This window comes from Sulfitobacter sp. SH22 (assembly GCF_965641905.1).
GTDB lineage: Bacteria > Pseudomonadota > Alphaproteobacteria > Rhodobacterales > Rhodobacteraceae > Sulfitobacter.
In genome coordinates, this window is the sequence record NZ_OZ282573.1 from 2,566,795 (window position 1) to 2,587,781 (window position 20,987).

General features: G+C 58.5%; 19 protein-coding genes. 7 read left to right on the forward strand and 12 right to left on the reverse strand.

Annotation, left to right across the window (positions count from 1 at the left end; translation table 11 throughout):
- Nucleotides 1-63: 63 nt before the first annotated feature.
- Both ACSQ13_RS14630 and ACSQ13_RS14635 read left to right on the forward strand, forming a co-directional pair.
- Complete coding sequence (locus tag ACSQ13_RS14630) at nt 64-270, forward strand: cold-shock protein (RefSeq protein ID WP_005851393.1); 207 nt, start codon at nt 64-66, stop codon at nt 268-270.
- A gap of 138 nt (nt 271-408) precedes the next feature.
- Entirely contained in the window at nt 409-960 is a 552-nt protein-coding gene (locus ACSQ13_RS14635) for a L,D-transpeptidase (RefSeq protein WP_295512433.1), read from the forward strand.
- An 80-nt stretch (nt 961-1,040) separates the two neighbouring features.
- On the opposite strand, the gene ACSQ13_RS14640 is transcribed toward ACSQ13_RS14635, so the two are convergent.
- The 6 genes from ACSQ13_RS14640 to ACSQ13_RS14665 all read right to left on the reverse strand — a co-directional run bounded on the left by ACSQ13_RS14640 (nt 1,041) and on the right by ACSQ13_RS14665 (nt 7,918).
- Nucleotides 1,041-2,030: an ABC transporter substrate-binding protein gene (locus ACSQ13_RS14640; protein WP_176248013.1), complete on the reverse strand. Its 990-nt coding sequence runs from the start codon at nt 2,028-2,030 to the stop codon at nt 1,041-1,043.
- A gap of 34 nt (nt 2,031-2,064) precedes the next feature.
- A complete protein-coding gene (locus ACSQ13_RS14645) occupies nt 2,065-2,904 on the reverse strand; it encodes an ABC transporter permease (RefSeq protein ID WP_295512435.1) in 840 nt (279 codons plus the stop codon).
- Nucleotides 2,901-3,767, reverse strand: a complete 867-nt coding sequence (locus ACSQ13_RS14650) for an ABC transporter permease (RefSeq protein WP_295512436.1) — start codon at nt 3,765-3,767, stop codon at nt 2,901-2,903. The genes ACSQ13_RS14645 and ACSQ13_RS14650 overlap by 4 nt, the downstream gene beginning before the upstream one ends.
- Before the next feature lie 69 nt (nt 3,768-3,836).
- On the reverse strand, nt 3,837-4,619 hold the full coding sequence (locus ACSQ13_RS14655; RefSeq protein ID WP_176248010.1) for an ABC transporter ATP-binding protein: 783 nt from the start codon (nt 4,617-4,619) through the stop codon (nt 3,837-3,839).
- Nucleotides 4,620-4,730: 111 nt separating this feature from the next.
- Nucleotides 4,731-6,191, reverse strand: coding sequence for a dihydropyrimidinase (gene hydA, locus ACSQ13_RS14660; protein WP_176248009.1), 1,461 nt, complete (start codon nt 6,189-6,191; stop codon nt 4,731-4,733).
- A gap of 476 nt (nt 6,192-6,667) precedes the next feature.
- A complete protein-coding gene (locus ACSQ13_RS14665; protein ID WP_176248008.1) occupies nt 6,668-7,918 on the reverse strand; it encodes a Zn-dependent hydrolase in 1,251 nt (416 codons plus the stop codon).
- A gap of 208 nt (nt 7,919-8,126) precedes the next feature.
- On the opposite strand from ACSQ13_RS14665, the gene ACSQ13_RS14670 reads away from it, so the two are divergent.
- Both ACSQ13_RS14670 and ACSQ13_RS14675 read left to right on the forward strand, forming a co-directional pair.
- On the forward strand, nt 8,127-8,711 hold the full coding sequence (locus ACSQ13_RS14670; RefSeq protein WP_373028990.1) for a TetR family transcriptional regulator C-terminal domain-containing protein: 585 nt from the start codon (nt 8,127-8,129) through the stop codon (nt 8,709-8,711).
- 112 nt (nt 8,712-8,823) lie between these two features.
- Nucleotides 8,824-9,294: a hypothetical protein gene (locus ACSQ13_RS14675; protein WP_295512439.1), complete on the forward strand. Its 471-nt coding sequence runs from the start codon at nt 8,824-8,826 to the stop codon at nt 9,292-9,294.
- Between the two features lie 6 nt (nt 9,295-9,300).
- Here the strand turns inward: ACSQ13_RS14675 and preA are convergent, their stop codons facing one another.
- Both preA and ACSQ13_RS14685 read right to left on the reverse strand, forming a co-directional pair.
- Nucleotides 9,301-10,602, reverse strand: a complete 1,302-nt coding sequence (gene preA / locus ACSQ13_RS14680) for an NAD-dependent dihydropyrimidine dehydrogenase subunit PreA (protein WP_295512440.1) — start codon at nt 10,600-10,602, stop codon at nt 9,301-9,303.
- A gap of 22 nt (nt 10,603-10,624) precedes the next feature.
- On the reverse strand, nt 10,625-11,947 hold the full coding sequence (locus ACSQ13_RS14685) for an NAD(P)-dependent oxidoreductase (RefSeq protein ID WP_176248004.1): 1,323 nt from the start codon (nt 11,945-11,947) through the stop codon (nt 10,625-10,627).
- A 284-nt stretch (nt 11,948-12,231) separates the two neighbouring features.
- Here ACSQ13_RS14685 and ACSQ13_RS14690 point away from each other — a divergent pair, with 284 nt between their 5' ends.
- Nucleotides 12,232-12,438: a cold-shock protein gene (locus ACSQ13_RS14690; protein WP_008227897.1), complete on the forward strand. Its 207-nt coding sequence runs from the start codon at nt 12,232-12,234 to the stop codon at nt 12,436-12,438.
- Between the two features lie 50 nt (nt 12,439-12,488).
- On the opposite strand, the gene ACSQ13_RS14695 is transcribed toward ACSQ13_RS14690, so the two are convergent.
- Nucleotides 12,489-13,136, reverse strand: coding sequence for an arylesterase (locus ACSQ13_RS14695; RefSeq protein WP_176248003.1), 648 nt, complete (start codon nt 13,134-13,136; stop codon nt 12,489-12,491).
- Nucleotides 13,137-13,184: 48 nt separating this feature from the next.
- Here ACSQ13_RS14695 and ACSQ13_RS14700 point away from each other — a divergent pair, with 48 nt between their 5' ends.
- Together ACSQ13_RS14700 and ACSQ13_RS14705 are read left to right on the forward strand one after the other, a co-directional pair.
- Entirely contained in the window at nt 13,185-13,853 is a 669-nt protein-coding gene (locus ACSQ13_RS14700; RefSeq protein ID WP_176248002.1) for an ABC transporter ATP-binding protein, read from the forward strand.
- Nucleotides 13,850-16,378: an ABC transporter permease gene (locus ACSQ13_RS14705; RefSeq protein WP_295512444.1), complete on the forward strand. Its 2,529-nt coding sequence runs from the start codon at nt 13,850-13,852 to the stop codon at nt 16,376-16,378. The genes ACSQ13_RS14700 and ACSQ13_RS14705 overlap by 4 nt, the downstream gene beginning before the upstream one ends.
- Before the next feature lie 107 nt (nt 16,379-16,485).
- Here ACSQ13_RS14705 and gcvP read toward each other — a convergent pair whose 3' ends face one another.
- The 3 genes from gcvP to gcvT form a co-directional block, all read right to left on the reverse strand.
- Nucleotides 16,486-19,329 carry an aminomethyl-transferring glycine dehydrogenase gene (gene gcvP / locus ACSQ13_RS14710; protein ID WP_176248000.1) on the reverse strand — a complete coding sequence of 948 codons (2,844 nt, stop codon included), beginning with the start codon at nt 19,327-19,329 and terminating at the stop codon, nt 16,486-16,488.
- Between the two features lie 67 nt (nt 19,330-19,396).
- Nucleotides 19,397-19,756, reverse strand: coding sequence for a glycine cleavage system protein GcvH (gene gcvH, locus ACSQ13_RS14715; protein WP_295512446.1), 360 nt, complete (start codon nt 19,754-19,756; stop codon nt 19,397-19,399).
- Nucleotides 19,757-19,774: 18 nt separating this feature from the next.
- A complete protein-coding gene (gcvT, locus tag ACSQ13_RS14720) occupies nt 19,775-20,899 on the reverse strand; it encodes a glycine cleavage system aminomethyltransferase GcvT (protein ID WP_176247998.1) in 1,125 nt (374 codons plus the stop codon).
- Nucleotides 20,900-20,987 lie beyond the last annotated feature (88 nt).

Here is a 20,987-nt window from a genome sequence, read left to right on the forward strand (position 1 = left end):
ATCCAGACCGACAACGCCAAGCCATCGCACGATGCGGATGGTACACTAGAGGAGACTACGGATATGGCCACTGGCACCGTAAAATGGTTCAACACAACAAAAGGCTTCGGCTTTATCGCACCCGATGGCGGCAGCAAAGATGTATTCGTACACATCTCCGCTGTTGAGCGCGCAGGCCTGACCGGTCTGGCCGACAACCAGAAAGTGACATTCGACATTGAAGCTGGCCGTGACGGTCGCGAATCTGCGTCGAACATCGCACTGGCGTAAGCCAAGCTAGGCCCCGGCCTACACAAAGAATTGACCGGCTGATCCATATGGGACAGCCGGTTTTTTTATGGCCTCAGGGTTGCTTTAAACCAATCAACCAGCAAAATAGACATAACAGAAGCTAATTAGGAACATCACATGCGCCGCCGTTCTTTTATTGCAGGCTCTTTGGCTGCTCTCGCATTTCCCCAAGCCCTTTTCGCCCAAAACGCTGCCTATGATCCGACCCCGCAATTGGTCTCCATCAAGAGCCACTACAGCGTTGGTCAGATGCTCATACTCCCGCGGAGCCACTATTTGTATCTGGTTACCGAACCCGGCAAGGCAATGCGCTATGGCGTGGGCGTCGGCAAGGCAGGCTTGGAATTCACCGGTAGCGCAACGATTTCCGTGAAGAAAGAGTGGCCTACCTGGCGCCCTACGGACGAAATGATCGAACGCGATCCCAAGGCCTATGCGCGTTTCGTCGGCAACACAGAAGCCCAGCCGGGTGGTCCGGATAACCCTCTGGGCGCGCGCGCCTTGTATCTTTTCCAGAATGGCAAAGACACGTATTTCCGCATCCACGGCACCACACAGCCCAGCAGCATCGGGCGGTCTGTGTCAAACGGGTGCATCCGCATGATCAACGAACACGTCAAAGACCTGTACGAACGGGTGCCGATCGGCACGACTGTAACCGTTCTCTGATTCTGGATAGTTAATGCAATCACGAAAAAAGGGCCGGTGTTTCCACCGGCCCTTTTTCTATTCTCAACGCATGTTCGAACTTAGTTCAACGCTTTGTCCGTGATCGCATGTGTCCATGCGCCTGTTGGTGCTGCTGTGATCACCGGATCAGACCCACCTGACAAAAGCGATTCAACTGTGCGCTGATAATCCGCCTCATCCAGCGCGCCGTTGCTGCCTGCTGTGAGCTTGGCGACTTCGCCCATCATACGCTTTTGGTGCTCTTCGGTCTGCGCACCGGAGGAATCATTCTCAAGAACGATTTCGGCCGCTTCATCAGGGTTTGCTTCGGCGTATTTCCAACCCTTCATCGACGCCCGCACAAAGCGCACCATCTTGTCTTCGAACGCAGGGTCAGCCAGCTTGTCTTCCAGAACATACAGCCCGTCTTCCAGCGTCGCGACGCCTTGGTCTTCGTATTTAAAGACGGTCAGATCCTCGGGTGTCAGACCCGCATCAATCACCTGCCAATATTCGTTATAGGTCATGGTCGATACGCAAGCCGCCTGGTTCTGCAACAGCGGGTCAACGTTGAAACCCTGCTTCAGCACCGTCACGCCGCCTTCGCTGCCATCGGTTGCCAGCTCAAGCTTGCTCATCCAGCTGAGGAAAGGGAATTCGTTGCCAAAGAACCAAACGCCAAGGGTCTTGCCCTTAAAGTCGTCTGTGGTTTCAATGCCCGCATCCTTGCGGCAGGTCAGCATCATACCGGAGGATTTGAAAGGCTGGGCGATGTTCACCATCGGCAGACCTTTTTCGCGCGCAGCCAAAGCCGCAGGCATCCATTCAACCGTCACATCGGCACCGCCGCCAGCCAGAACCTGTGTCGGCGCAATGTCAGGGCCGCCGGGTTTGATTGTAACGTTCAGGTCTTCTTCGCCGTAGAACCCTTTGTCCAGCGCGACATAATAGCCCGCGAACTGGGCCTGCGTGACCCATTTCAGCTGCAAGGTCACATCATCGGCCGCATGGGCCATCGTACCCATCAGGCCGACAGCAGCACCGGCGATATAGTTTGTCAGATTTTTCATTTTATAGACTCCCTCTTGGTTGGTTTGGTTTTAATTATCTACGTTGGCTTGGGTGCCAGAACGTCACTGCCCGTTCGATCAATGACATGGCACCATAGAACGCCGATCCTGCAATGGCTGCCACGACAATCTCGGCCCAGACCAGATCAAGCGCAAGCTGTCCCACCGAGGTCGAGATGCGAAACCCCATCCCCCTGACAGGAGAGCCGAAAAATTCAGCAACAATCGCGCCAATCAGCGCCAATGTCGTGCCGATTTTAAGCCCATTGAACACGAAAGGCATAGCAGCAGGCAAGCGCAGCTTGAAAAGCGTGGCCCAGTAATTCGCGCCATAGGTCCGCATCAGATCGCGCTGCATGCTGTCTGTGGCCTGCAACCCTTGCACAGTGTTCACCAGCATCGGGAAAAACACCATGACAACCACAACAGCGGCCTTTGACTGCCAGTCGAAACCGAACCACATCACCAGAATCGGGGCCATGCCGATCACAGGTAGCGCCGCCACAAAGTTACCGACAGGCAACAACCCCCGTTGCAGGAATGGGAACCGGTCAATCGCCACCGCGATCACAAACGCAGCCCCACAGCCGATGACATAGCCGGACAGCGCCCCTTTTAGCACGGTCTGCACAAAGTCGACCCAAAGGATGTCCAGCGATGTGGCAAAGCGCACGGCAATGACCGACGGGGCCGGCAGCAACACCTGCGAAATCTCGAACCCGCGCACAACGCCTTCCCAGACGGCGATCAATGTCGCGCCGAAAATCAGCGGTGCCGCAAAGGCCGCGCCACGTGAAGGCCGCAACCGCGAGAGCCGCACATTCACCCAGAACCCGAACGCCCACGCAACGGTGGCAAAGACCAACCAGATCATTGTGCCATCCCCATACGTTTCAAGGTCGCGCGCTGGATCAATCCGATGATCCCGACCAACAACGCAGCCAGTGCCGCAGCCATAATCAGCGCGCTCCAGATCTGGATTGTCTGACCATAGTAACTACCCGCCAGCAGACGCGCACCCAAACCGGCAACCGCCCCGGTGGGAAGCTCCCCCACGATGGCACCGACCAGGGATGCCGCCATTGCAATCTTGAGCGAGGTAAAGAAATACGGCATCGACGCAGGCAACCGCAGCCGCCAGAATGTCTGCGCAGCGCTCGCATGCCAGGTCCGCATCTGATCCAACTGCATCTGGTCAGGGCTGCGCAAGCCCTTGACCATGCCAACGACGACCGGAAAGAACGACAGATACATGCTGATCATCGCCTTGGGCAACAGCCCCGAAATCCCGACAGCATTCAGCACGACAATGATCATCGGCGCAATCGCCAGAATGGGGATGGTCTGACTGGCGATCACCCAGGGCATCACCGACATGTCCATCGTGCGGTTAAACACGATGCCCACAGCCAGCAATGTCCCTAAAACAGTGCCCAATCCGAACCCCAGCAATGTCGCACTCAACGTGACCCAGGAATGATAGATCAGCGACCGCTTTGACGTGATGTTCTTTCCAACCGTGGTGCTCCAGATCTCGGCGGCGACCTGATGGGGCGCGGGCAGTTTCGGCTTTTTTTGCGCCCATGTATCTTGGATCAAGGACGTGGTCGTAACCACCTCCCCCGACCGCGTCGCCTTGTCATAGGTCCAATCCGCATTCAGCCAGACGGCCGCCGCGTACCAGATGACCAACAGCAACCCGACAACGGTCAGAACAGGGAAAAAGCTCTGCCTCACAACACGCCCCCCCGCTTCTCTGGCCCAAAAATATCCTCCCCGAAGGGCCGGCTGGCCCTGCACCCGCGCTCAGTCATCTGCATGCCCCGCCCGCAATCCTTCGCGTACACGGTGCGCAATCTCCAGAAACTCCGGCGTTTCGCGAATTTCCAAGGGCCGCTCTTTGGGCAATGTGCTCTCGATCACATCTGTAATCCGGCCCGGTCTGGGGCTCATCACAACGATCTTTGTGCTCAGATACACGGCTTCGGGAATAGAATGCGTCACAAAGGCAATCGTCTTTTCCGTCCGCGCCCATAGCCGCAACAACTGCTCGTTCAGGTGATCGCGCACAATCTCGTCCAGCGCGCCAAAGGGTTCATCCATCAACAAGATATCCGCATCAAACGCCAAAGCCCGCGCAATGCTCGCCCGCTGCTGCATCCCACCGGACAGCTGCCAGGGGAATTTATTTTCAAACCCCGATAGCTCCACAAGCTCCAGCACCCGCGCCACACGCGCTGCCTGATCGGCTTTGGAATAGCCCATGATCTCAAGCGGCAACCGGATGTTCCCGCCAATCGTGCGCCAGGGATAAAGCCCCGCAGCCTGAAACACATAGCCATAGGCCCGCGCCATCCTTGCATCAGCGGCACTCACACCGTTCACCGTCATCGACCCGCCCGTGGGTTGCTCCAAATCCGCCATACACCGCAGAAATGTGGTCTTGCCGCAGCCGGATGGCCCGATAAAGCTGACAAAGTCACCCTTCTCGATATCCAGCGAGACATCCTTTAAAGCATGTACCGGGCCGTCATTGGTCTCGAATGTCAGGGATAGGCTTTTCGCAGAAATTACAGGCGCGGATGTCATAGAACCCGCCCTTTGACTGTCTTATTCTTTGCTCGCATCACGGCTGGCCTCTTTCTTCTTTTTCTTTGACGCGGCAGAAAACCTGCCGCGTCCCGCTCCGGGGTCTCTGGCTTAGATACCGGCAGGAATATTCAACGGATCGCGCTTGATCATCTTGGGCGCAGTAAGCTCTTTCCACTTGCTAAGTGCAACATTAGCAGAAGGGAAAGCAGGGCGCGGAACAAACCGGCCACGTCCGGGGTTTGGTTGCGAATTCTGCCCCCAGGCCCAGATCACCTCGCCCCGGCTCAACGTATAGCGGCTTTGCGCGGTGACGTTGAAACCCTCGAATACGTTGTAATCCAGAACAGAATGGTGGTTCGCCGGCGAAATCGTCTTGCTGATCTTGGGATCCCAAACCACGATATCGGCATCGGCTCCCTCAACAATCGCCCCCTTGCGCGGATAAATGTTCAGGATCTTTGCCACATTGGTCGACGTCGCGGCGACAAATTCGTTCGGCGTCAAACGCCCCGTTTCAACCCCTTCGGTCCACAAAACCGCAAGACGCTCCTCCAGGCCGTTCGACCCGTTTGGAATGATCCGGAAATCATCCTTGCCCGCTCGCTTTTGCGCTGTTGAAAATGCGGCATGGTCCGTTGCGACAACCTGCAAGGATCCAGATTGCAAACCGGCCCACAGACTGTCCTGATGGTCCTTTGACCGGAAGGGCGGCGACATCACCCGCCGCGCCGCATGGTCCCAATCCTTGTTGAAATATTCCGATTCATCCAGCGTCAGAAACTGGATCAACGGCTCCCCGTAAACCCGCATTCCTTTCTGCCGCGCGCGCCGGATCGCCTCGTGGGTCTGCTCGCAAGACACATGCACGATATACAGCGGAACACCGGCAGTATCCGCGATGGTAATCGCACGATTTGCCGCCTCGCCCTCCAACTCCGGAGGCCGGGAATAGGCATGACCCTCAGGCCCCGTGATGCCCTGGTCGAAATATTTTTGCTGCAACTCGGCAACCAAATCACCGTTTTCAGCATGCACCATCGGAAGCGCCCCCAACTCGGCACAGCGCTTGAACGACGCAAACATCTCGTCATCCTCGATCATCAACGCGCCCTTATAGGCCATGAAATGCTTGAACGAATTGACGCCCATATCCACGGCGTCTTTCATCTCGTTGAAAACATTCTCGTTCCAACCGGTGATCGCCATGTGATACCCGACGTCAGAACAAATCTGCGGTGCCGACTTGCGATGCCACTCGTTGATCGCATTCTTGATGGACCCGTCTTCCCCGGGCAGACAGAAGTCCACAATCATCGTGGTCCCACCGACAGCCGCAGCCCAAGTCCCGCTCTCGAATGTCTCGGCAGCAGTGGTGCCCATGAAAGGCATCTCCAGATGGGTGTGCGGATCAATACCGCCGGGAATGACATAGGCCCCCTCGGCGTCGATATATTCATCCCCGACCAGATCCTCGCCGATACGCTTGATGATCTCGCCCTCGATCAGCACATCCGCCTTCCACGTGCGATCCGCCGTGCACACCATGCCGCCCTTGATTACCTTACTCATCTCAAAACTCCCGTCCCATATCATATTCCAAATGGTTCAAAATCCCGGGGGTGTGGGGGCTGGCCCCCACGCACGCCCCGGCGACACGTCAAACCGACCCGAAGCACCCCAATGCCGGACCATGTACCCCAATGTCCAACGGTCCAAAATCGCTCTCCACACAAAGCGAGAAATATCCCGCCCGGGGCATATAAACGACCCGATACGTCCCATCCCCCCGAGAGACCGACCAACAGGTCTGCATAAGCCCCCCGCTGAAATTCACCGTGATTTCACGAGGCGGTCGCAATGTTTCCCGAAACGCTTCCGCCGTGCGCCGGACTACCTGATCACGACTTTGCAGCGCCTCATCCAATTCGGCCTGGATCATACCCGTAATACGTTCGCCAATCGAAAGATCCCGCTCCAGCATCACATGCAGCCACGGAATTTTCGAAAATTCCGGCCCGTTTTCTTTGTAAGAAAACGATCCCGCATCACCCGATGATCTCCGCTGTCTCCAAGACCGCATGCAGCAAAACATCCGCCCCTGCCTTTGCCCAATCCTTGGTGATCTCTTCTGCCTCGTTATGGCTCAGGCCACCCACGCAAGGGCACATGACCATCGCAGTGGGGGCGACCCGGTTGATCCAGCAGGCATCATGCCCCGCACCCGAAATCAGGTCCATATGGCTATAGCCCAACCGCTCTGCGGCCGACCGTATCGCCGTCACACATGTTTCATCAAAGGTGACGGGGTCAAATCCGCCGACCTTTTCAAACGCAACGTCCAGCCCCATATCATCTGCGATCTTCTGGCCTTTGATCCGCAGCTGTGCTTCCATTTCCTCAATCACCAGCAGGTCGGGTGATCTGAAATCAACGGTAAACACGACCTTCCCCGGGATAACGTTTCGCGAATTGGGATAGACGTCTATATGCCCCGCGGCCCCAACAGCGTGGGGCGCATGTGCCCATGCGATCTCGTCCACGGCTTCCAAAATACGCGCCATCCCCAGTCCTGCATTCTTGCGCAGCGGCATCGGGGTCGACCCGGTATGCGCATCTTTGCCCGTCACAGTGACCTGGGTCCACGACAGCCCCTGACCGTGGGTCACAACGCCGATGTCCTTGCCTTCCGCCTCAAGAATTGGGCCCTGCTCGATATGCAGCTCAAAGAATGCGTGCATTTTGCGTGTGCCGACTTCCTCTTCGCCGCGCCATCCGATCCGCTTCAACTCATCCCCGAACGCCAGACCTTTCGCATCGGTTTTGGCATAGGCCCAGTCCTGGGTGTGAATGCCCGCAAAGACCCCCGAAGACAGCATTGCAGGCGCATAGCGCGTGCCTTCCTCATTCGTCCAGTTGGTCACCACGACGGGATGTTTGGTCTTGATCCCCAGATCATTCATGGTGCGCAGAATTTCCAACCCGCCAAGCACGCCAAGGACACCGTCATATTTGCCGCCCGTCGGCTGCGTATCCAGATGCGACCCCACATAGACGGGCAAGGCATCCGGATCGGTGCCGTCGCGCTGCGCGAACATATTGCCCATCTGGTCAAGCCCCATGGTGCAGCCCGCATCCTCACACCATTTCTGGAACAGGGCGCGGCCTTCGGCATCCTCGTCGGTGAGCGTCTGGCGGTTATTGCCGCCCGCCACACCGGGGCCGATCTGGGCCATCTCCATCAGACTGTCCCACAAGCGGTCAGGGTTGATCTTCAGGTTTTCACCGGGCGCGGCCATAGGGGGCTCCTTCATTCAATTCGGCTTTTGCATCTCGCAGAAATTTTACCATTTGGTAAATCCACGATTGCGGCTAGTCTTGTATCTGTCAAGAAATGCTTTCAATAGAATCTACCTATGCGACCCTGCATGATGATTTTTCAGGCACAGATGCAGAAAGGGGTCCACCTTGCCCGACGGTGTCCAAAAAAAACCAAGCCGGATCCAGATGCGCAACCGCCGTGTTATCCTTGATGCAGCGCTAAATGTTTTTTCCCAGCACGGATATCGGGGGGCTACCCTTGATCAAATCGCCACCGAGGCCGGATTAAGCAAACCCAACATACTTTATTATTTTCAAGGCAAGGAAGACATCCACCTGACCCTGCTAAGCCAATTGATGGAGACATGGCTGGACCCGTTGGTCGAGCTGGACCCCGAGGGTGATCCCAAGACTGAAATCCTGGATTACGTCCAGCGCAAGCTTGATATGGCGCGTGATCTGCCCCGTGAAAGCCGCCTATTTGCCGGAGAGATCTTGCAAGGTGCGCCGCGCATGGGGCCGCATCTGGAAAGTGATCTGAAACCCTTGTTCGATGAAAAATGCGCCGTTATCGCAGGGTGGATCAAGGCCGGCAAAATTGCGCCCCTCAATCCGCAGCATTTGATCTTTTCCATCTGGGCGACAACGCAGCATTACGCGGATTTCGAAACCCAGGTGACGGTCCTGCTGGGCGAAAACACAGACCCCCACGAAGCCGCCTCCCAACATTTGCGGGCGCTGTTCGGGACGATGCTTTCCGTCAAGGGTTGATTAACCGACTTGGCAAATAACAGATGATTTTGAGGGCTGATTAAGACAGGCTGACAGTCAGTTAACTGCGTGGTGGCGGGCTTCTTAAACTTTGTTTTATCGGAGTATCAAAATGGCATCTATCTCTCTCGTGAGCACTTTACTGCCCGCCCAGCACCATGCAACACCACTTCAAAGCGCTGTGAGTGCGGCCAACCCGACTGCTGGCATCGCGCCGGTTGCGACGGCCTCCTCAAACGGGAACAGCGGCTCATCCACGGATGGCGTTTCCGGGGCTGGCGGCGGGTCGTCCGGCGATCCTCGGGCATGGTTCGGGTCCAAAGGCCGGGCGCTGTCCGGCGCATCCGCACAATCTGTGGTCAATGCGAAAACAGAGGCCGGAAAACGATCAAGCATCGAAACGGAGCCCCCTTCGGTGCCGGAGGAAAGAGCGAGCTCCGCCTGGTCAGAAATGCTTGATAAGGCGAATGCGCCCACGGACGCGCAGGCAGACGCAGACAATGGGCTGCGCAAAGCCGAAGGCCCGCTGCCTATCCCGACCGCAGATATTCTGCTGAAGTTCAAGAAAAGCGGGCCTTACTAGGGTCGATTATTCAGCCGCAGTCGCAGCCGGATTGTTCGGGTGCGTTGTCCAATTGGCATAATCCGCTTCAACAACCTTGCCGGTACGCGGGTCAGTTGTGCCGGGGGTCATTGCTTCCATTGTGATGCAATTTTCGACGGGGCACACATTGACGCACAGGTTGCAGGCAACGCATTCCTCGTCGATCACCGAAAACGTGCGGTCCTCGCTCATAGCGATTGCCTGGTGCGACGTGTCCTCGCAGGCAGCAAAACAACGACCACAGGAAATGCACAGGTCTTCGTTGATCTTGGCCTTGGCGATGTAGTTCAGGTTAAGCTGGTTCCAGTCGGTCACGTTCGGAACCGCCTTGCGCACCAGTTCATCGACCGATGTCATGCCTTTGCCGTCCATGTATTCGGACAAGCCGCTGATCATTTCCTCAACGATCTTGAACCCATAGGTCATGGCCGCCGTACAGACCTGCACGTTTCCAGCGCCAAGCGCCATGAATTCGGCCGCGTCACGCCACGTTGTCACACCGCCAATCCCGCTGATCGGGATTTGCGACAGCCCAGGGTCGCGCGCGATCTCGGCCACCATGTTCAAGGCAATCGGCTTGACCGCAGGTCCACAATACCCGCCATGCGCCCCTTTGCCGTCAATTGTGGGTTCCGGAGCGAACAGGTCCAGATCAACCGATGTGATCGAATTGATCGTGTTGATCAGACTAACCGCATCGGCACCCCCGCGCTGTGCTGCCTCGGCGGGTTTGCGAATGTCGGCAATGTTCGGCGTCAGCTTGACGATCACCGGCATCCGTGTGCTGGCCTTGACCCAACGTGTGACCATTTCAATGTATTCGGGCACCTGGCCCACGGCCGCGCCCATACCGCGTTCCGACATCCCGTGCGGGCAGCCAAAGTTCAGTTCGACCCCGTCAGCGCCGGTTTCTTCGACCAAGGGCAGGATGAATTTCCACGGCTCTTCCTCGCAAGGCACCATCAGCGAAACGACCATGGCGCGGTCCGGATAGTCACGCTTGACCGATTTAATCTCTTGCAGGTTCAAGGCCAAAGGACGGTCGGTGATCAATTCGATGTTGTTCAGTCCCAGCAACCGACGATCAGCCCCGTAGATCGCGCCGTAGCGCGGGCCGTTGACGTTGACCACCGGCGGGTCGATACCCAGCGTTTTCCAGACCACACCGCCCCAGCCGGCCTCAAAGGCGCGGCGCACGTTGTATTCCTTGTCGGTTGGCGGCGCAGAGGCCAGCCAGAAAGGGTTTGGGCTTTTGATGCCCACGAATTCGCTTCTTAGATCCGCCATCTGCGTTCTCCCGTCGGGTGGTTTAGCCCACCAATGTCATGTGAATATCCATCGCCGCATCGCGCCCTTCGGCAACGGCAGTCACGGTCAGATCATCGCCACCGCTGGCGCAATCGCCCCCGGCCCAGATGCCATCAACGCTGGTGCGCCCTGTGCCATCCACCTTGATCTTGCGCCCTTCCAGTGCGGGCAGCGCGTCACCTTGCAGCGTCTGGCCGATGGCCTTGAACACCTGATCCGCAGCAAGGCGCAGCATCTGGCCAGTGCCTTTCATATCGGCATCGACATATTCGAATTCGATCTCGCGCACCGCGCCATTGCCATGAACCGCGACAGGCACCGCATGGTTCACAATGCGCACCCCTTTCGAGGCCGCCAGATCTTGTTCGAACACACTTGCATTCATCCGGTCGCGACCGCGACGGTAAACCAGCGTGACATTTAACGCGCCAAGCAGCTTGGCCTGAACAGCCGCATCAATCGCGGTCATGCCGCCACCGATCACAACCACATCACGCCCGATCGGCACCTGCGCCACATCACCGGCCTGACGCAGGTCTGCGATGAAATCGACGGCATCCAAGACGCCGGTCTTATCCTCGCCATCCGCACCCAAGGCGTTCACCCCGCCCAGACCCATGCCAAGGAACACGGCATCATAATCCGCCTTCAGCCCCTCAAGGGTAATGTCGGCGCCCAAGGCTGATCCCGTCTGCAACGTAATCCCGCCGATTTGCATCAGCCAGTCGACTTCGGCCTGTGCGAAACCGTTGGTCGTCTTATAGGTTGCAATGCCATATTCGTTCAGCCCGCCGGGTTTGGGGCGTGCATCATGCACAACCACTTCATGCCCCATCATCGCCAGACGGTGCGCACAAGACAGCCCGGCCGGACCGGCCCCAACTACCGCAACACGCTTGCCCGTCGGGGTCGCTCGCTCAAAGGGATGTTTGCCTTGCTGTTGCAGATGATCGGTGGCGAAGCGCTGAAGCTCTCCGATTTTCACCGGCTTACCTTCGGCGGCCTCGCGAACGCAGGCCTGTTCGCACAGCTGTTCGGTCGGGCAAACGCGGGCGCACATGCCGCCCATGATGTTCTGGCTAAGAATGGTTTTCGCAGCAGCATCCGGTGTGCCCGTTGCGATCTGCCGGATAAACAACGGAATATCGATGTCTGTCGGACAGGCCGTGATGCAGGGGGCATCATGGCAGAAATAACACCGGTCCGCGGCGACCAGGGCCTCGTGGGGGTCTAGGGGGGGATGAAGATCGGAAAACTGATCGGCATAGGCCGAAGCCTCGAGCCGCCCTGCCGTGATACCCGGCTCAAACATTTTCTGCGACATTGATAAAACCTCTGCTGTCACCTGCTGTTGTTCCAACGGTGCAACGGAATGATTTTTTTATCAACTGGTAAAATTATTTCAAAGTTATGAAATATCGTGCGCAACTGCCCGCCGATCAGGCGTTCCGACATAAAAACTCTTGATTTTGAAAAGGCGGCTGCCAATATTTCTGGTGCGACGCGAAAGACTTTCGACCTCTTCGGCTTTGGCCACGGTGCGATCAAGTTCTGACCGAGCCACGCTGCCGCATAATGCGGGCAGCCCAAAGACAGGAGAAACGGAGCATGGCAACTGGCACCGTAAAATGGTTCAATACCACAAAAGGTTATGGCTTTATCGCGCCTGATGGCGGCGGCAAGGACATCTTTGTTCACATCTCGGCGGTTGAACGCGCAGGCCTAACAGGTCTGGCAGACAACCAAAAGGTGACCTTTGACATCGAAGCAGGTCGTGACGGGCGCGAAAGCGCTGGCAACATCGCCCTCGCCTAAATCTGGCAAACCAGTTTCAAGATAAATGCGGGCATCTAGGTGCCCGTTTTTTATTGTGCTTTGATATCTTCGATCAGGTCCAAGACCTTTGGCCCCATCGCCATCACGATTCTAGCCACGCCTTCCTTGTTCGGATGCACCCCGTCTGGCTGGAAAAACGACTGCGCCTGGGAAAGCTCGGGCAGCTTTCCATCCACCGCCAATCCGGCGAAAAAGCTCGATAAAAATTCCGCCTCGTATTGTTCAGCCAGTTCGGGATAGAGCGCATCGAATGATGATTTATAGTCAGGCCCGTAATTGCCCGGCGCGGTCATCCCGACAAGCAACACCTCGACGTCAGCGGCTTGTGCGGCGTTGAGAATACCGTCGATATTGGCGCGGCTTACCGCAGGGTCCAGCCCGCGCAGCAGGTCATTCCCGCCAAGCGCCACGATCATCCCGTCGACATCCGGCGTCAGCGTCCAACCGACACGGCTAAGCCCGCCCGCCGTCGTATCGCCTGACACACCCGCATTAATCAGCGTGACCTCAGCACCGTTCTGATCAAGCCAAGTTTGCAGTTGTGGCACCAAACCGTCCTCGGCAGGCAGACCGTACCCCTGCGTCAGACTGTCACCCAATGCCGCTATTACAACAGGCTCCGCCGCGACGGGCCCTGCAAAAACCAGAACAATGCCAGCTAAAACCTTGTGCATCATTGCGAAACCTCCATATCCAACAGGAACTACCAACAAAAAGGCAGCCCAATGACCGACCCGGTGTTCCAACTTCAAGATGCGTCCCTGAAACTGAATGGCAATGCCGGACAAGTAGATATCCTACATGGGATCACTTTGAACGTTGCACAAGGCGACACGGTCGCGCTTACCGGTCCCTCCGGTTCAGGCAAGTCATCGCTGCTGATGGTCATGGGCGGGCTTGAAAAAGCCACAGGCGGCACAGTGTGCGCCTTGGGCCAGGACCTGACCGCAATGAGCGAGGACGGTCTAGCCAAGTTCCGGCGCGGGCGTATGGGGATCGTGTTTCAGTCGTTCCATCTGATCCCCACCATGACCGCGCTGGAAAATGTCGCCACCCCGCTGGAGTTGAACGGCGTCGCCGATGCATTCGATCGGGCCGAGGCCGAATTGATCGCTGTCGGGCTGGGGCACCGACTGAACCACTATCCTGCGCAGATGTCAGGCGGTGAACAGCAGCGTGTCGCCCTTGCCCGCGCCTCTGCCCCGCGCCCTGCGATTTTGCTGGCCGATGAACCGACCGGCAATCTGGACAGCACCAACGGTGCCGCAATCATGGATCTACTGTTTGATCTGCGCGGAAAACACGGGGCGACCCTTGTGCTTGTCACCCACTCTGACGAACTGGCCGCCCGCTGTGACCGTGTCGTGACCCTGACCGACGGGCGCATCGTATGAGCCTTTCTCTTGCGACCCGCTTTGCCCGTCGTGAAATGCGTGGGGGGCTGCGGGGGTTTCGTCTTTTTCTGGCCTGCCTTGCCCTTGGTGTGGCGGCGATTGCTGCCGTTGGGTCCGTGCGATCCGCGATCGAAGGCGGCTTGCAGCGCGAAGGTGCCGCGTTGCTTGGCGGCACAGCCGAGCTTGATTTTACCTACCGGTTTGCCACCGCGGACGAACGCGCATGGATTGATGCCCAAGCGACCAAGGTGTCAGAGATTGTTGAATTCCGGTCGATGGCAGTCGTTGGCGATGGCAGCGCCGCAGACCGCGCGCTGACCCAGATCAAGGGGGTGGATAACCTTTACCCACTCGTCGGCACCATGCTGCTGGAACCTGACATGCCCCTGGAACAGGCACTTGCCGACAGTGATGGCATGTCCGGCGCGGTGATGGAACGCGCATTGTCGGACCGGCTGGGCCTGTCCCCCGGTGACGTGTTCAAACTTGGCACCAAGGAATTTCGCCTGACCGCCCTGATCATGCGCGAACCCGACAGCGCTGCCAGCGGCTTTGCCCTTGGGCCACGCACCTTGCTGCGCACTGACAGTCTGGACAACGCGGGCCTGCTGTCTGCCGGCACGTTGTTCAATTCAAAATACCGGATGCTTTTGCCAGCCGAGACCGAACTCGACCAGTTGAAAAACGCCGCGCAATCGCGGTTTGAAAACAGCGGCATGCGCTGGACCGACGCCCGCAACGGTGCCCCCGGCGTGTCGCGTTTTGTCGAACGTCTGACGGCGTTTCTGGTGCTGGTGGGTTTGTCGGGCCTTGCCGTAGGGGGCGTGGGCGTATCGGCGGCCGTGCGGTCCTATCTGAACGGCAAGACCGAAGTCATCGCGACCCTGCGTGCCCTTGGTGCGGACCGCGCCACCATCTTCCAGACCTATTTTATCCAGATCGGGCTGCTGTCTTTGCTTGGCGTTGCGATTGGTGTGATCCTTGGGGCCATCGCGCCGCTGGTTTTTGCGCCGCTTATTTCGGCCCGCCTGCCTATTCCCGCAGCCTTTTCCATCTATCCCGGCCCTCTGATCGAGGCGGGCATTTACGGGCTGCTGACCGCCTTTGCCTTTACCCTCTGGCCGTTGGCCCGCAGTGAAAACGTCCGCGCCGCGACGCTGTTCCGCGATGCTTGGGACGGAGCCGCCCGTTTTCCGGCACCGCGCTATATCGCCGTCATCGCGCTGACCGTTGCGCTGCTGATCACATTGGCGGGGTGGTTCAACGGCAGCTGGATGCTGACCCTGTGGACGCTGGGCGGCATCGCTGGCGCGCTGTTGATCCTGACCCTCGCCGCCTTGATCGTGCGGTTTCTGGCGCAACGTGCTGCGCATCTGGCACGCGGGTATCCGCAGGTCCGTTGGGCGCTCACCGCCATTGGCGGCAATGGCGAAGGGGCCAGCGCTGTGGTTTTGTCACTTGGGCTTGGTCTGTCAGTTCTGGCCGCAGTCGGACAGATTGATGGCAATTTAAGGCAGGCCATCTCGGGCAATCTGCCGGAAATCGCGCCTTCCTATTTCTTTGTCGATATCCAGAAAGACCAGATCGACGGCTACACCAAGCGCTTGACCGATGACCCCGCTGTCAGCCGCATCGATAGCGCGCCGATGCTGCGCGGCGTGGTGACCCAGATTAACGGTCGCCCGGCCAAGGATGTGGCAGGCGACCATTGGGTCGTGCGCGGTGATCGTGGTGTGACCTATGCCGCCGAACCGGGCAAAGAGGCAAACATCACCGCCGGTGAATGGTGGGCAGCCGATTACACCGGCCCGCCCCTGATCAGCTTTGCCGCCGAAGAGGCCGAGGAAATCGGCCTGGACCTTGGCGATACCCTGACCATCAACGTGCTGGGGCGCGACGTCACCGGCACGATCGCCAGCTTTCAAGAGGTGGATTTTTCCACCGCTGGCATCGGGTTTATCCTGACCATGAACCCCTCGGCACTCGAAGGTGCACCGCATACGTTTATCTCGACTGTCTATGCCGAACCCGAGGCCGAAGCCGCGATCCTGCGCGATATCGCGACAGCTTATCCCAACATCACAGCCATTCGGGTGCGCGATGCCATTGATCGCGTGGCCGCCGTGCTGGCAGGGTTGGCCGCCGCCACATCATACGGCGCAGCGGCGACCCTGTTGACGGGGTTTCTGGTGCTGATCGGTGCTGCGGCGGCGGGTGCCGATGCACGCCGTTACGAGGCCGCATTGCTGAAAACGCTCGGCGCATCCCGCCGCGCCATCGCAACCAGCTTCCTGTTGCGTGCAGCGCTTTTGGGCCTGTTCGCCGGGGCAGTGGCCCTGCTTGCGGGTATCTTGGGGGGCTGGGCTGTCAGCCGCTTTGTGATGGAAACAGACTTCAGCGTTGTGTGGTCCTCGGCGATACTGATCATCATCGGGGGCGCATTGGCATCTGTCCTGGCATCGCTCGGGTTTGCCGTCAAAGCATTGAATGCCCGTCCGGCACAGGTGCTGCGCGCACGGGAATAATACCCGCGTTAGAGCCTTTGAATGGAACCGCCTGAAAAAGCTATCCGCGTGCCTTAGCGAATAGCAAAGCGCCTGCGCATGGGGGTCACCCACGCGCAGGCTCGCATTTATTCTGCCGCTTCTGCGTAATCCGACAACGGCGGGCAGGTGCAGATCAGGTTGCGGTCGCCATGCACATTGTCCACGCGGTTAACCGGCGGCCAGTATTTATCGACGCGGAACGCACCGGGGGGAAAACACCCTTGCTCGCGCGTGTAGGGCCGGTCCCAATCGCCCACCAGATCCTCGACCGTGTGCGGCGCATTTTTCAGCGCGTTATTCTCGCGCGGCATATCACCGTTTTCAATCGCACGGATTTCCTCGCGGATCGCCAGCATCGCATCGCAGAAACGGTCCAGCTCGGCTTTGGTCTCGGATTCCGTCGGCTCCACCATCAGCGTGCCCGCCACAGGGAAGCTCATCGTCGGGGCGTGGAAACCCGCATCAATCAGGCGCTTGGCGACGTCATCGACCGTAACGCCTGCACTTTCCTCAAACGGACGCACGTCAAAGATACATTCATGCGCGACGCGCCCCGTCGGCCCTTTGTACAGCACGTCATAGGCCCCTTCGAGCCGCTTGGCGATGTAGTTGGCGTTCAAAATAGCAACCCGCGTCGCCTGCGTCAGCCCGTCGCCGCCCATCATCAGGCAGTACGACCATGAAATCGGCAACAAGGATGGCGACCCGTAAGGTGCCGCAGAAACCGCCCCCTCACCGCCATTCGGATGGCCGGGGATATAGGGGATCAGATGCGATTTGACACCAATCGGGCCCATGCCGGGGCCACCGCCGCCATGGGGAATGCAGAACGTCTTGTGCAGGTTCAGGTGGCTGACATCGCCGCCCACATCACCGGGCCGGGCAAGCCCGACCATCGCGTTCATATTGGCCCCGTCGATATAGACCTGACCGCCATGATCATGGGTGATGCGCGTGACTTCGGTTACCGTTTCCTCGAACACCCCGTGGGTCGACGGATAGGTGATCATGCAACCGGCCAGATTTTCGCTATGCTTTTCGGCCTTCTCGCGGAAGTCCTCCAGATCGATATCACCATTGGCGGCGGTTTTGATCACGACGACCTTCCAGCCGACCATATTGGCGCTGGCGGGGTTTGTACCATGGGCCGACATCGGAATCAGACAGATGTTGCGGTGCGCTTCGCCATTGGCGCGGTGATAGGCGGCAATCGCCAGCAGGCCCGCATATTCCCCCTGCGCACCCGAATTGGGCTGCATGGAAATCGCGTCATAGCCGGTGATATCGCACAGCTTGGCCGACAGATCGTCGATCATGTGTTTGTACCCAAGCGCCTGATCTTGCGGCACAAACGGGTGGATCATCGAAAATTCTCGCCAGCTGACAGGCATCATTTCCGCAGCCGAGTTCAGCTTCATTGTGCACGACCCCAGCGGGATCATTGCGCGGTCCAAGGCCAGATCACGGTCGGCAAGGCGGCGCATGTAACGCATCATCTCGGTCTCGGCGCGGTTCATGTGGAAAATCGGGTGGGTCAGATACTCGCTCTCGCGCATCATCTTTTCGGGGAACCGGTACTGCGCCTCGAATTTCTCGTCGCTTTTGACGATGCCAAAGGCACGCCAGACCGCTTCGATGGTCGCAGACACACTCCGCTCGTCCAGCGAAATACCAACGCGGGTTTCGCCAACGCGGCGCAGGTTGATGCCTTCGTCCACCGCTGATTTCATCACGGCCGCCTGCAACGGGCCGACGTCAACGGTAATTGTGTCAAAGAACGCCTGCGGATCAACCTTGAACCCGGCTTCCTCCAGCCCGTTCGCCAGCCGCACGGTCTTGCGGTGGATGCGCTGTGCGATGGCTTTCAACCCCTCGGGCCCGTGGAACACCGCATACATCGACGCCATCACGGCCAGCAACGCCTGCGCCGTACATACGTTCGATGTCGCCTTTTCACGGCGGATATGTTGCTCGCGGGTTTGCAGCGACAGGCGGTAGGCGCGGTTGCCATGGGCATCAATCGACACACCCACAATCCGCCCCGGCATCGCCCGCTTATAGGCGTCCTTGCACGCCATATAAGCCGCATGCGGGCCACCGTAGCCTTCGGGCACACCAAACCGCTGGGTTGATCCAACAGCGATATCGGCCCCCATCGCGCCGGGTTCCTTCAGCAAAGTCAGCGCCATCGGGTCAGCGGTCACAATCCCCAACGCACCGGCATCATGCAACGCTGCGATATGCGATGTGAAATCACGCACATGGCCGTAAGTGCCGGGATACTGGAACAACGCCCCAAAGACGGCGCTCGCATCCATCTTGTCGGGGTCCCCGATGATCACTTCGATGTCCAACGGGGCTGCACGGGTCTGGATCACGGCGATATTCTGCGGATGGCAATCGCGGTCCACGAAAAACGCCTTGGCCTTCGACTTCGCAACCCGCATCGCCATGGTCATCGCTTCGGCACAAGCCGTCGCCTCGTCCAGCAAGGACGCATTGGCGATCTCAAGCCCGGTCAAATCACTGATCATGGTCTGAAAGTTCAACAACGCCTCAAGCCGGCCCTGGCTGATCTCGGGCTGATACGGCGTATAGGCCGTGTACCAGGCGGGGTTCTCAAAGATATTGCGCTGGATCGCAGGCGGCGTGACCGTCCCGTGATACCCCTGCCCGATCAACGAGGTCAGCACCTTGTTCTTGCCCGCCACCACGCGCATATGCTCCAGCACTTCGCGCTCCGACATAGGCTTGCCAAAATCCAGCGGCTGTTTCTGGCGGATCTTGGCGGGCATTGTATCGTCAATCAACGCCGCAAGGCTTTGCGCCCCCACAGTCTTGAGCATATCCGACATTTCCGCCGGAGACGGTCCGATATGTCTGCGATTGGCAAAATCATACGGCAAATATTCGGTTGGCTTGAAAACCATGGCGCAACGCCCCTCATTCCAAATGGTTTAAAATCCCCGCCGGAGGCTCCGACGGGGGCAAATCGGTTTACCCGATGAATTTTTGATAGGCGGCTTCATCCATGAATTCGTCCATCTGGCTTGAATCAGACGCTTTCATCTTGAAAAACCACGCCTCGCCCTGCGGGTCGTCATTCACCATCGCCGGGTTGTCGGTCAGGGCACTGTTCACCTCGATGATCTCGCCATCAATCGGGGCCAGAATGTCGGATGCCGCTTTCACGGATTCGATCACAACGACCTCGTCATCCTTGCTCACCACGGTCCCTTCCGAGGGCAGTTCCACAAACACTACATCGCCCAATTGCTCGGCCGCGTGAATGGTGATGCCTACGGTGATTTCGTCGCCTTCAACGCGCAGCCATTCATGTTCTTCGGTAAATTTCATCTTTTCGTCCCTTGTTGATTATCGCTTAAAATTCGCCGCCACAAAGGGCAGCTTGGCCACACGGACAGGCAACCGCTTGCCGCGCACCTCGCCCCACAGCGCGGTGTCCACGCTGGCATATTCATCACCGACATAGCCCATGGCAACAGGCCCGCCCAAAGTCGGTCCGAAACTGCCCGAGGTAACACTGCCCACCAGCCGACCGCCGTCTTCGGCATCATATAGCTGCGTGCCTTCGCGCATCGGCGCGCGGCCCTGCGGGGCCAGCCCGACACGCTTGCGCGCCACACCGCCCTCGAACGCCTTTTGCACCGCGTCGGCCCCCGGATAGCCACCTTCGCGGTCGCCACCCTTACGGCGCACCTTTTGGATCGCCCAGGTCAAGCTCGCCTCGACCGGGTTGGTCTGGGCGTCAATGTCATTGCCATACAGGCACAGGCCCGCCTCAAGCCGCAGGGAATCCCGCGCGCCCAATCCGATCGCCTCGACGCCGTCCAGCGCCAGCAACCGCCGCGCAAGCGTTTCGGCCTCCGCATCAGCCACTGAAATCTCGAACCCGTCTTCGCCGGTATAGCCGGACCGCGATGCCCAGACCTCGATCCCGTCCAGGTTCAAAGTGCCAAAATCCATAAACCGCATATCCGCCGCCGCCGCATCCAGCGACGCAACCGCCGCTGCGGCCGTTGGCCCTTGCACCGCGATCAATGCGCGATCGGTGATCGGTGTCACCGTTACTTCAGGTTCAAGAGCGGCTTTCATCCGCGCGATATCCGCGCCCTTGCAGGCGGCATTGACCACGACAAACAGGTCATCGCCACGCCGTGCGAACATCAGGTCATCCTCGATCCCGCCCGTGTCATTGGTGAACAACCCATAGCGTTGCCGCCCGTCTGCCAGCCCCAGCACATCCATCGGCACCAGCGTTTCAAACGCAGCCGCAACGGCCTCCCAGGACGCACCAGACAGCATCACCTGCCCCATATGACTGACGTCAAACAGGCCCGCCTGGCTGCGCGTGTGCAGGTGTTCTTTCATCACGCCCATCGGGTATTGCACGGGCATCGAATACCCCGCAAAGGGCACCATTTTACCGCCCAATTCCAAATGCAGTTCGTATAACGGGGTTTGGTGCAGATCGCTCATGGTCACAGGCCTCTTCTTTTCAAATCCAGAAGGCCATCGACCAAACTGGCACTAAGCAGGCCGCAAAAATGCGCCCAACAAAATGCCC

Bases quoted from the DNA above. Each gene is read 5' to 3' on its own strand.
- ACSQ13_RS14630 (WP_005851393.1), top strand. From the start codon at position 64: ATGGCCACTGGCACCGTAAAATGGTTCAACACAACAAAAGGCTTCGGC.
- ACSQ13_RS14635 (WP_295512433.1), top strand. From the start codon at position 409: ATGCGCCGCCGTTCTTTTATTGCAGGCTCTTTGGCTGCTCTCGCATTT.
- ACSQ13_RS14640 (WP_176248013.1), bottom strand. From the start codon at position 2,030: ATGAAAAATCTGACAAACTATATCGCCGGTGCTGCTGTCGGCCTGATG.
- ACSQ13_RS14645 (WP_295512435.1), bottom strand. From the start codon at position 2,904: ATGATCTGGTTGGTCTTTGCCACCGTTGCGTGGGCGTTCGGGTTCTGG.
- ACSQ13_RS14655 (WP_176248010.1), bottom strand. From the start codon at position 4,619: ATGACATCCGCGCCTGTAATTTCTGCGAAAAGCCTATCCCTGACATTC.
- hydA (WP_176248009.1), bottom strand. From the start codon at position 6,191: ATGAGTAAGGTAATCAAGGGCGGCATGGTGTGCACGGCGGATCGCACG.
- ACSQ13_RS14665 (WP_176248008.1), bottom strand. From the start codon at position 7,918: ATGGCCGCGCCCGGTGAAAACCTGAAGATCAACCCTGACCGCTTGTGG.
- ACSQ13_RS14670 (WP_373028990.1), top strand. From the start codon at position 8,127: ATGCGCAACCGCCGTGTTATCCTTGATGCAGCGCTAAATGTTTTTTCC.
- ACSQ13_RS14675 (WP_295512439.1), top strand. From the start codon at position 8,824: ATGGCATCTATCTCTCTCGTGAGCACTTTACTGCCCGCCCAGCACCAT.
- preA (WP_295512440.1), bottom strand. From the start codon at position 10,602: ATGGCGGATCTAAGAAGCGAATTCGTGGGCATCAAAAGCCCAAACCCT.
- ACSQ13_RS14685 (WP_176248004.1), bottom strand. From the start codon at position 11,947: ATGTCGCAGAAAATGTTTGAGCCGGGTATCACGGCAGGGCGGCTCGAG.
- ACSQ13_RS14690 (WP_008227897.1), top strand. From the start codon at position 12,232: ATGGCAACTGGCACCGTAAAATGGTTCAATACCACAAAAGGTTATGGC.
- ACSQ13_RS14695 (WP_176248003.1), bottom strand. From the start codon at position 13,136: ATGATGCACAAGGTTTTAGCTGGCATTGTTCTGGTTTTTGCAGGGCCC.
- ACSQ13_RS14700 (WP_176248002.1), top strand. From the start codon at position 13,185: ATGACCGACCCGGTGTTCCAACTTCAAGATGCGTCCCTGAAACTGAAT.
- ACSQ13_RS14705 (WP_295512444.1), top strand. From the start codon at position 13,850: ATGAGCCTTTCTCTTGCGACCCGCTTTGCCCGTCGTGAAATGCGTGGG.
- gcvP (WP_176248000.1), bottom strand. From the start codon at position 19,329: ATGGTTTTCAAGCCAACCGAATATTTGCCGTATGATTTTGCCAATCGC.
- gcvH (WP_295512446.1), bottom strand. From the start codon at position 19,756: ATGAAATTTACCGAAGAACATGAATGGCTGCGCGTTGAAGGCGACGAA.
- gcvT (WP_176247998.1), bottom strand. From the start codon at position 20,899: ATGAGCGATCTGCACCAAACCCCGTTATACGAACTGCATTTGGAATTG.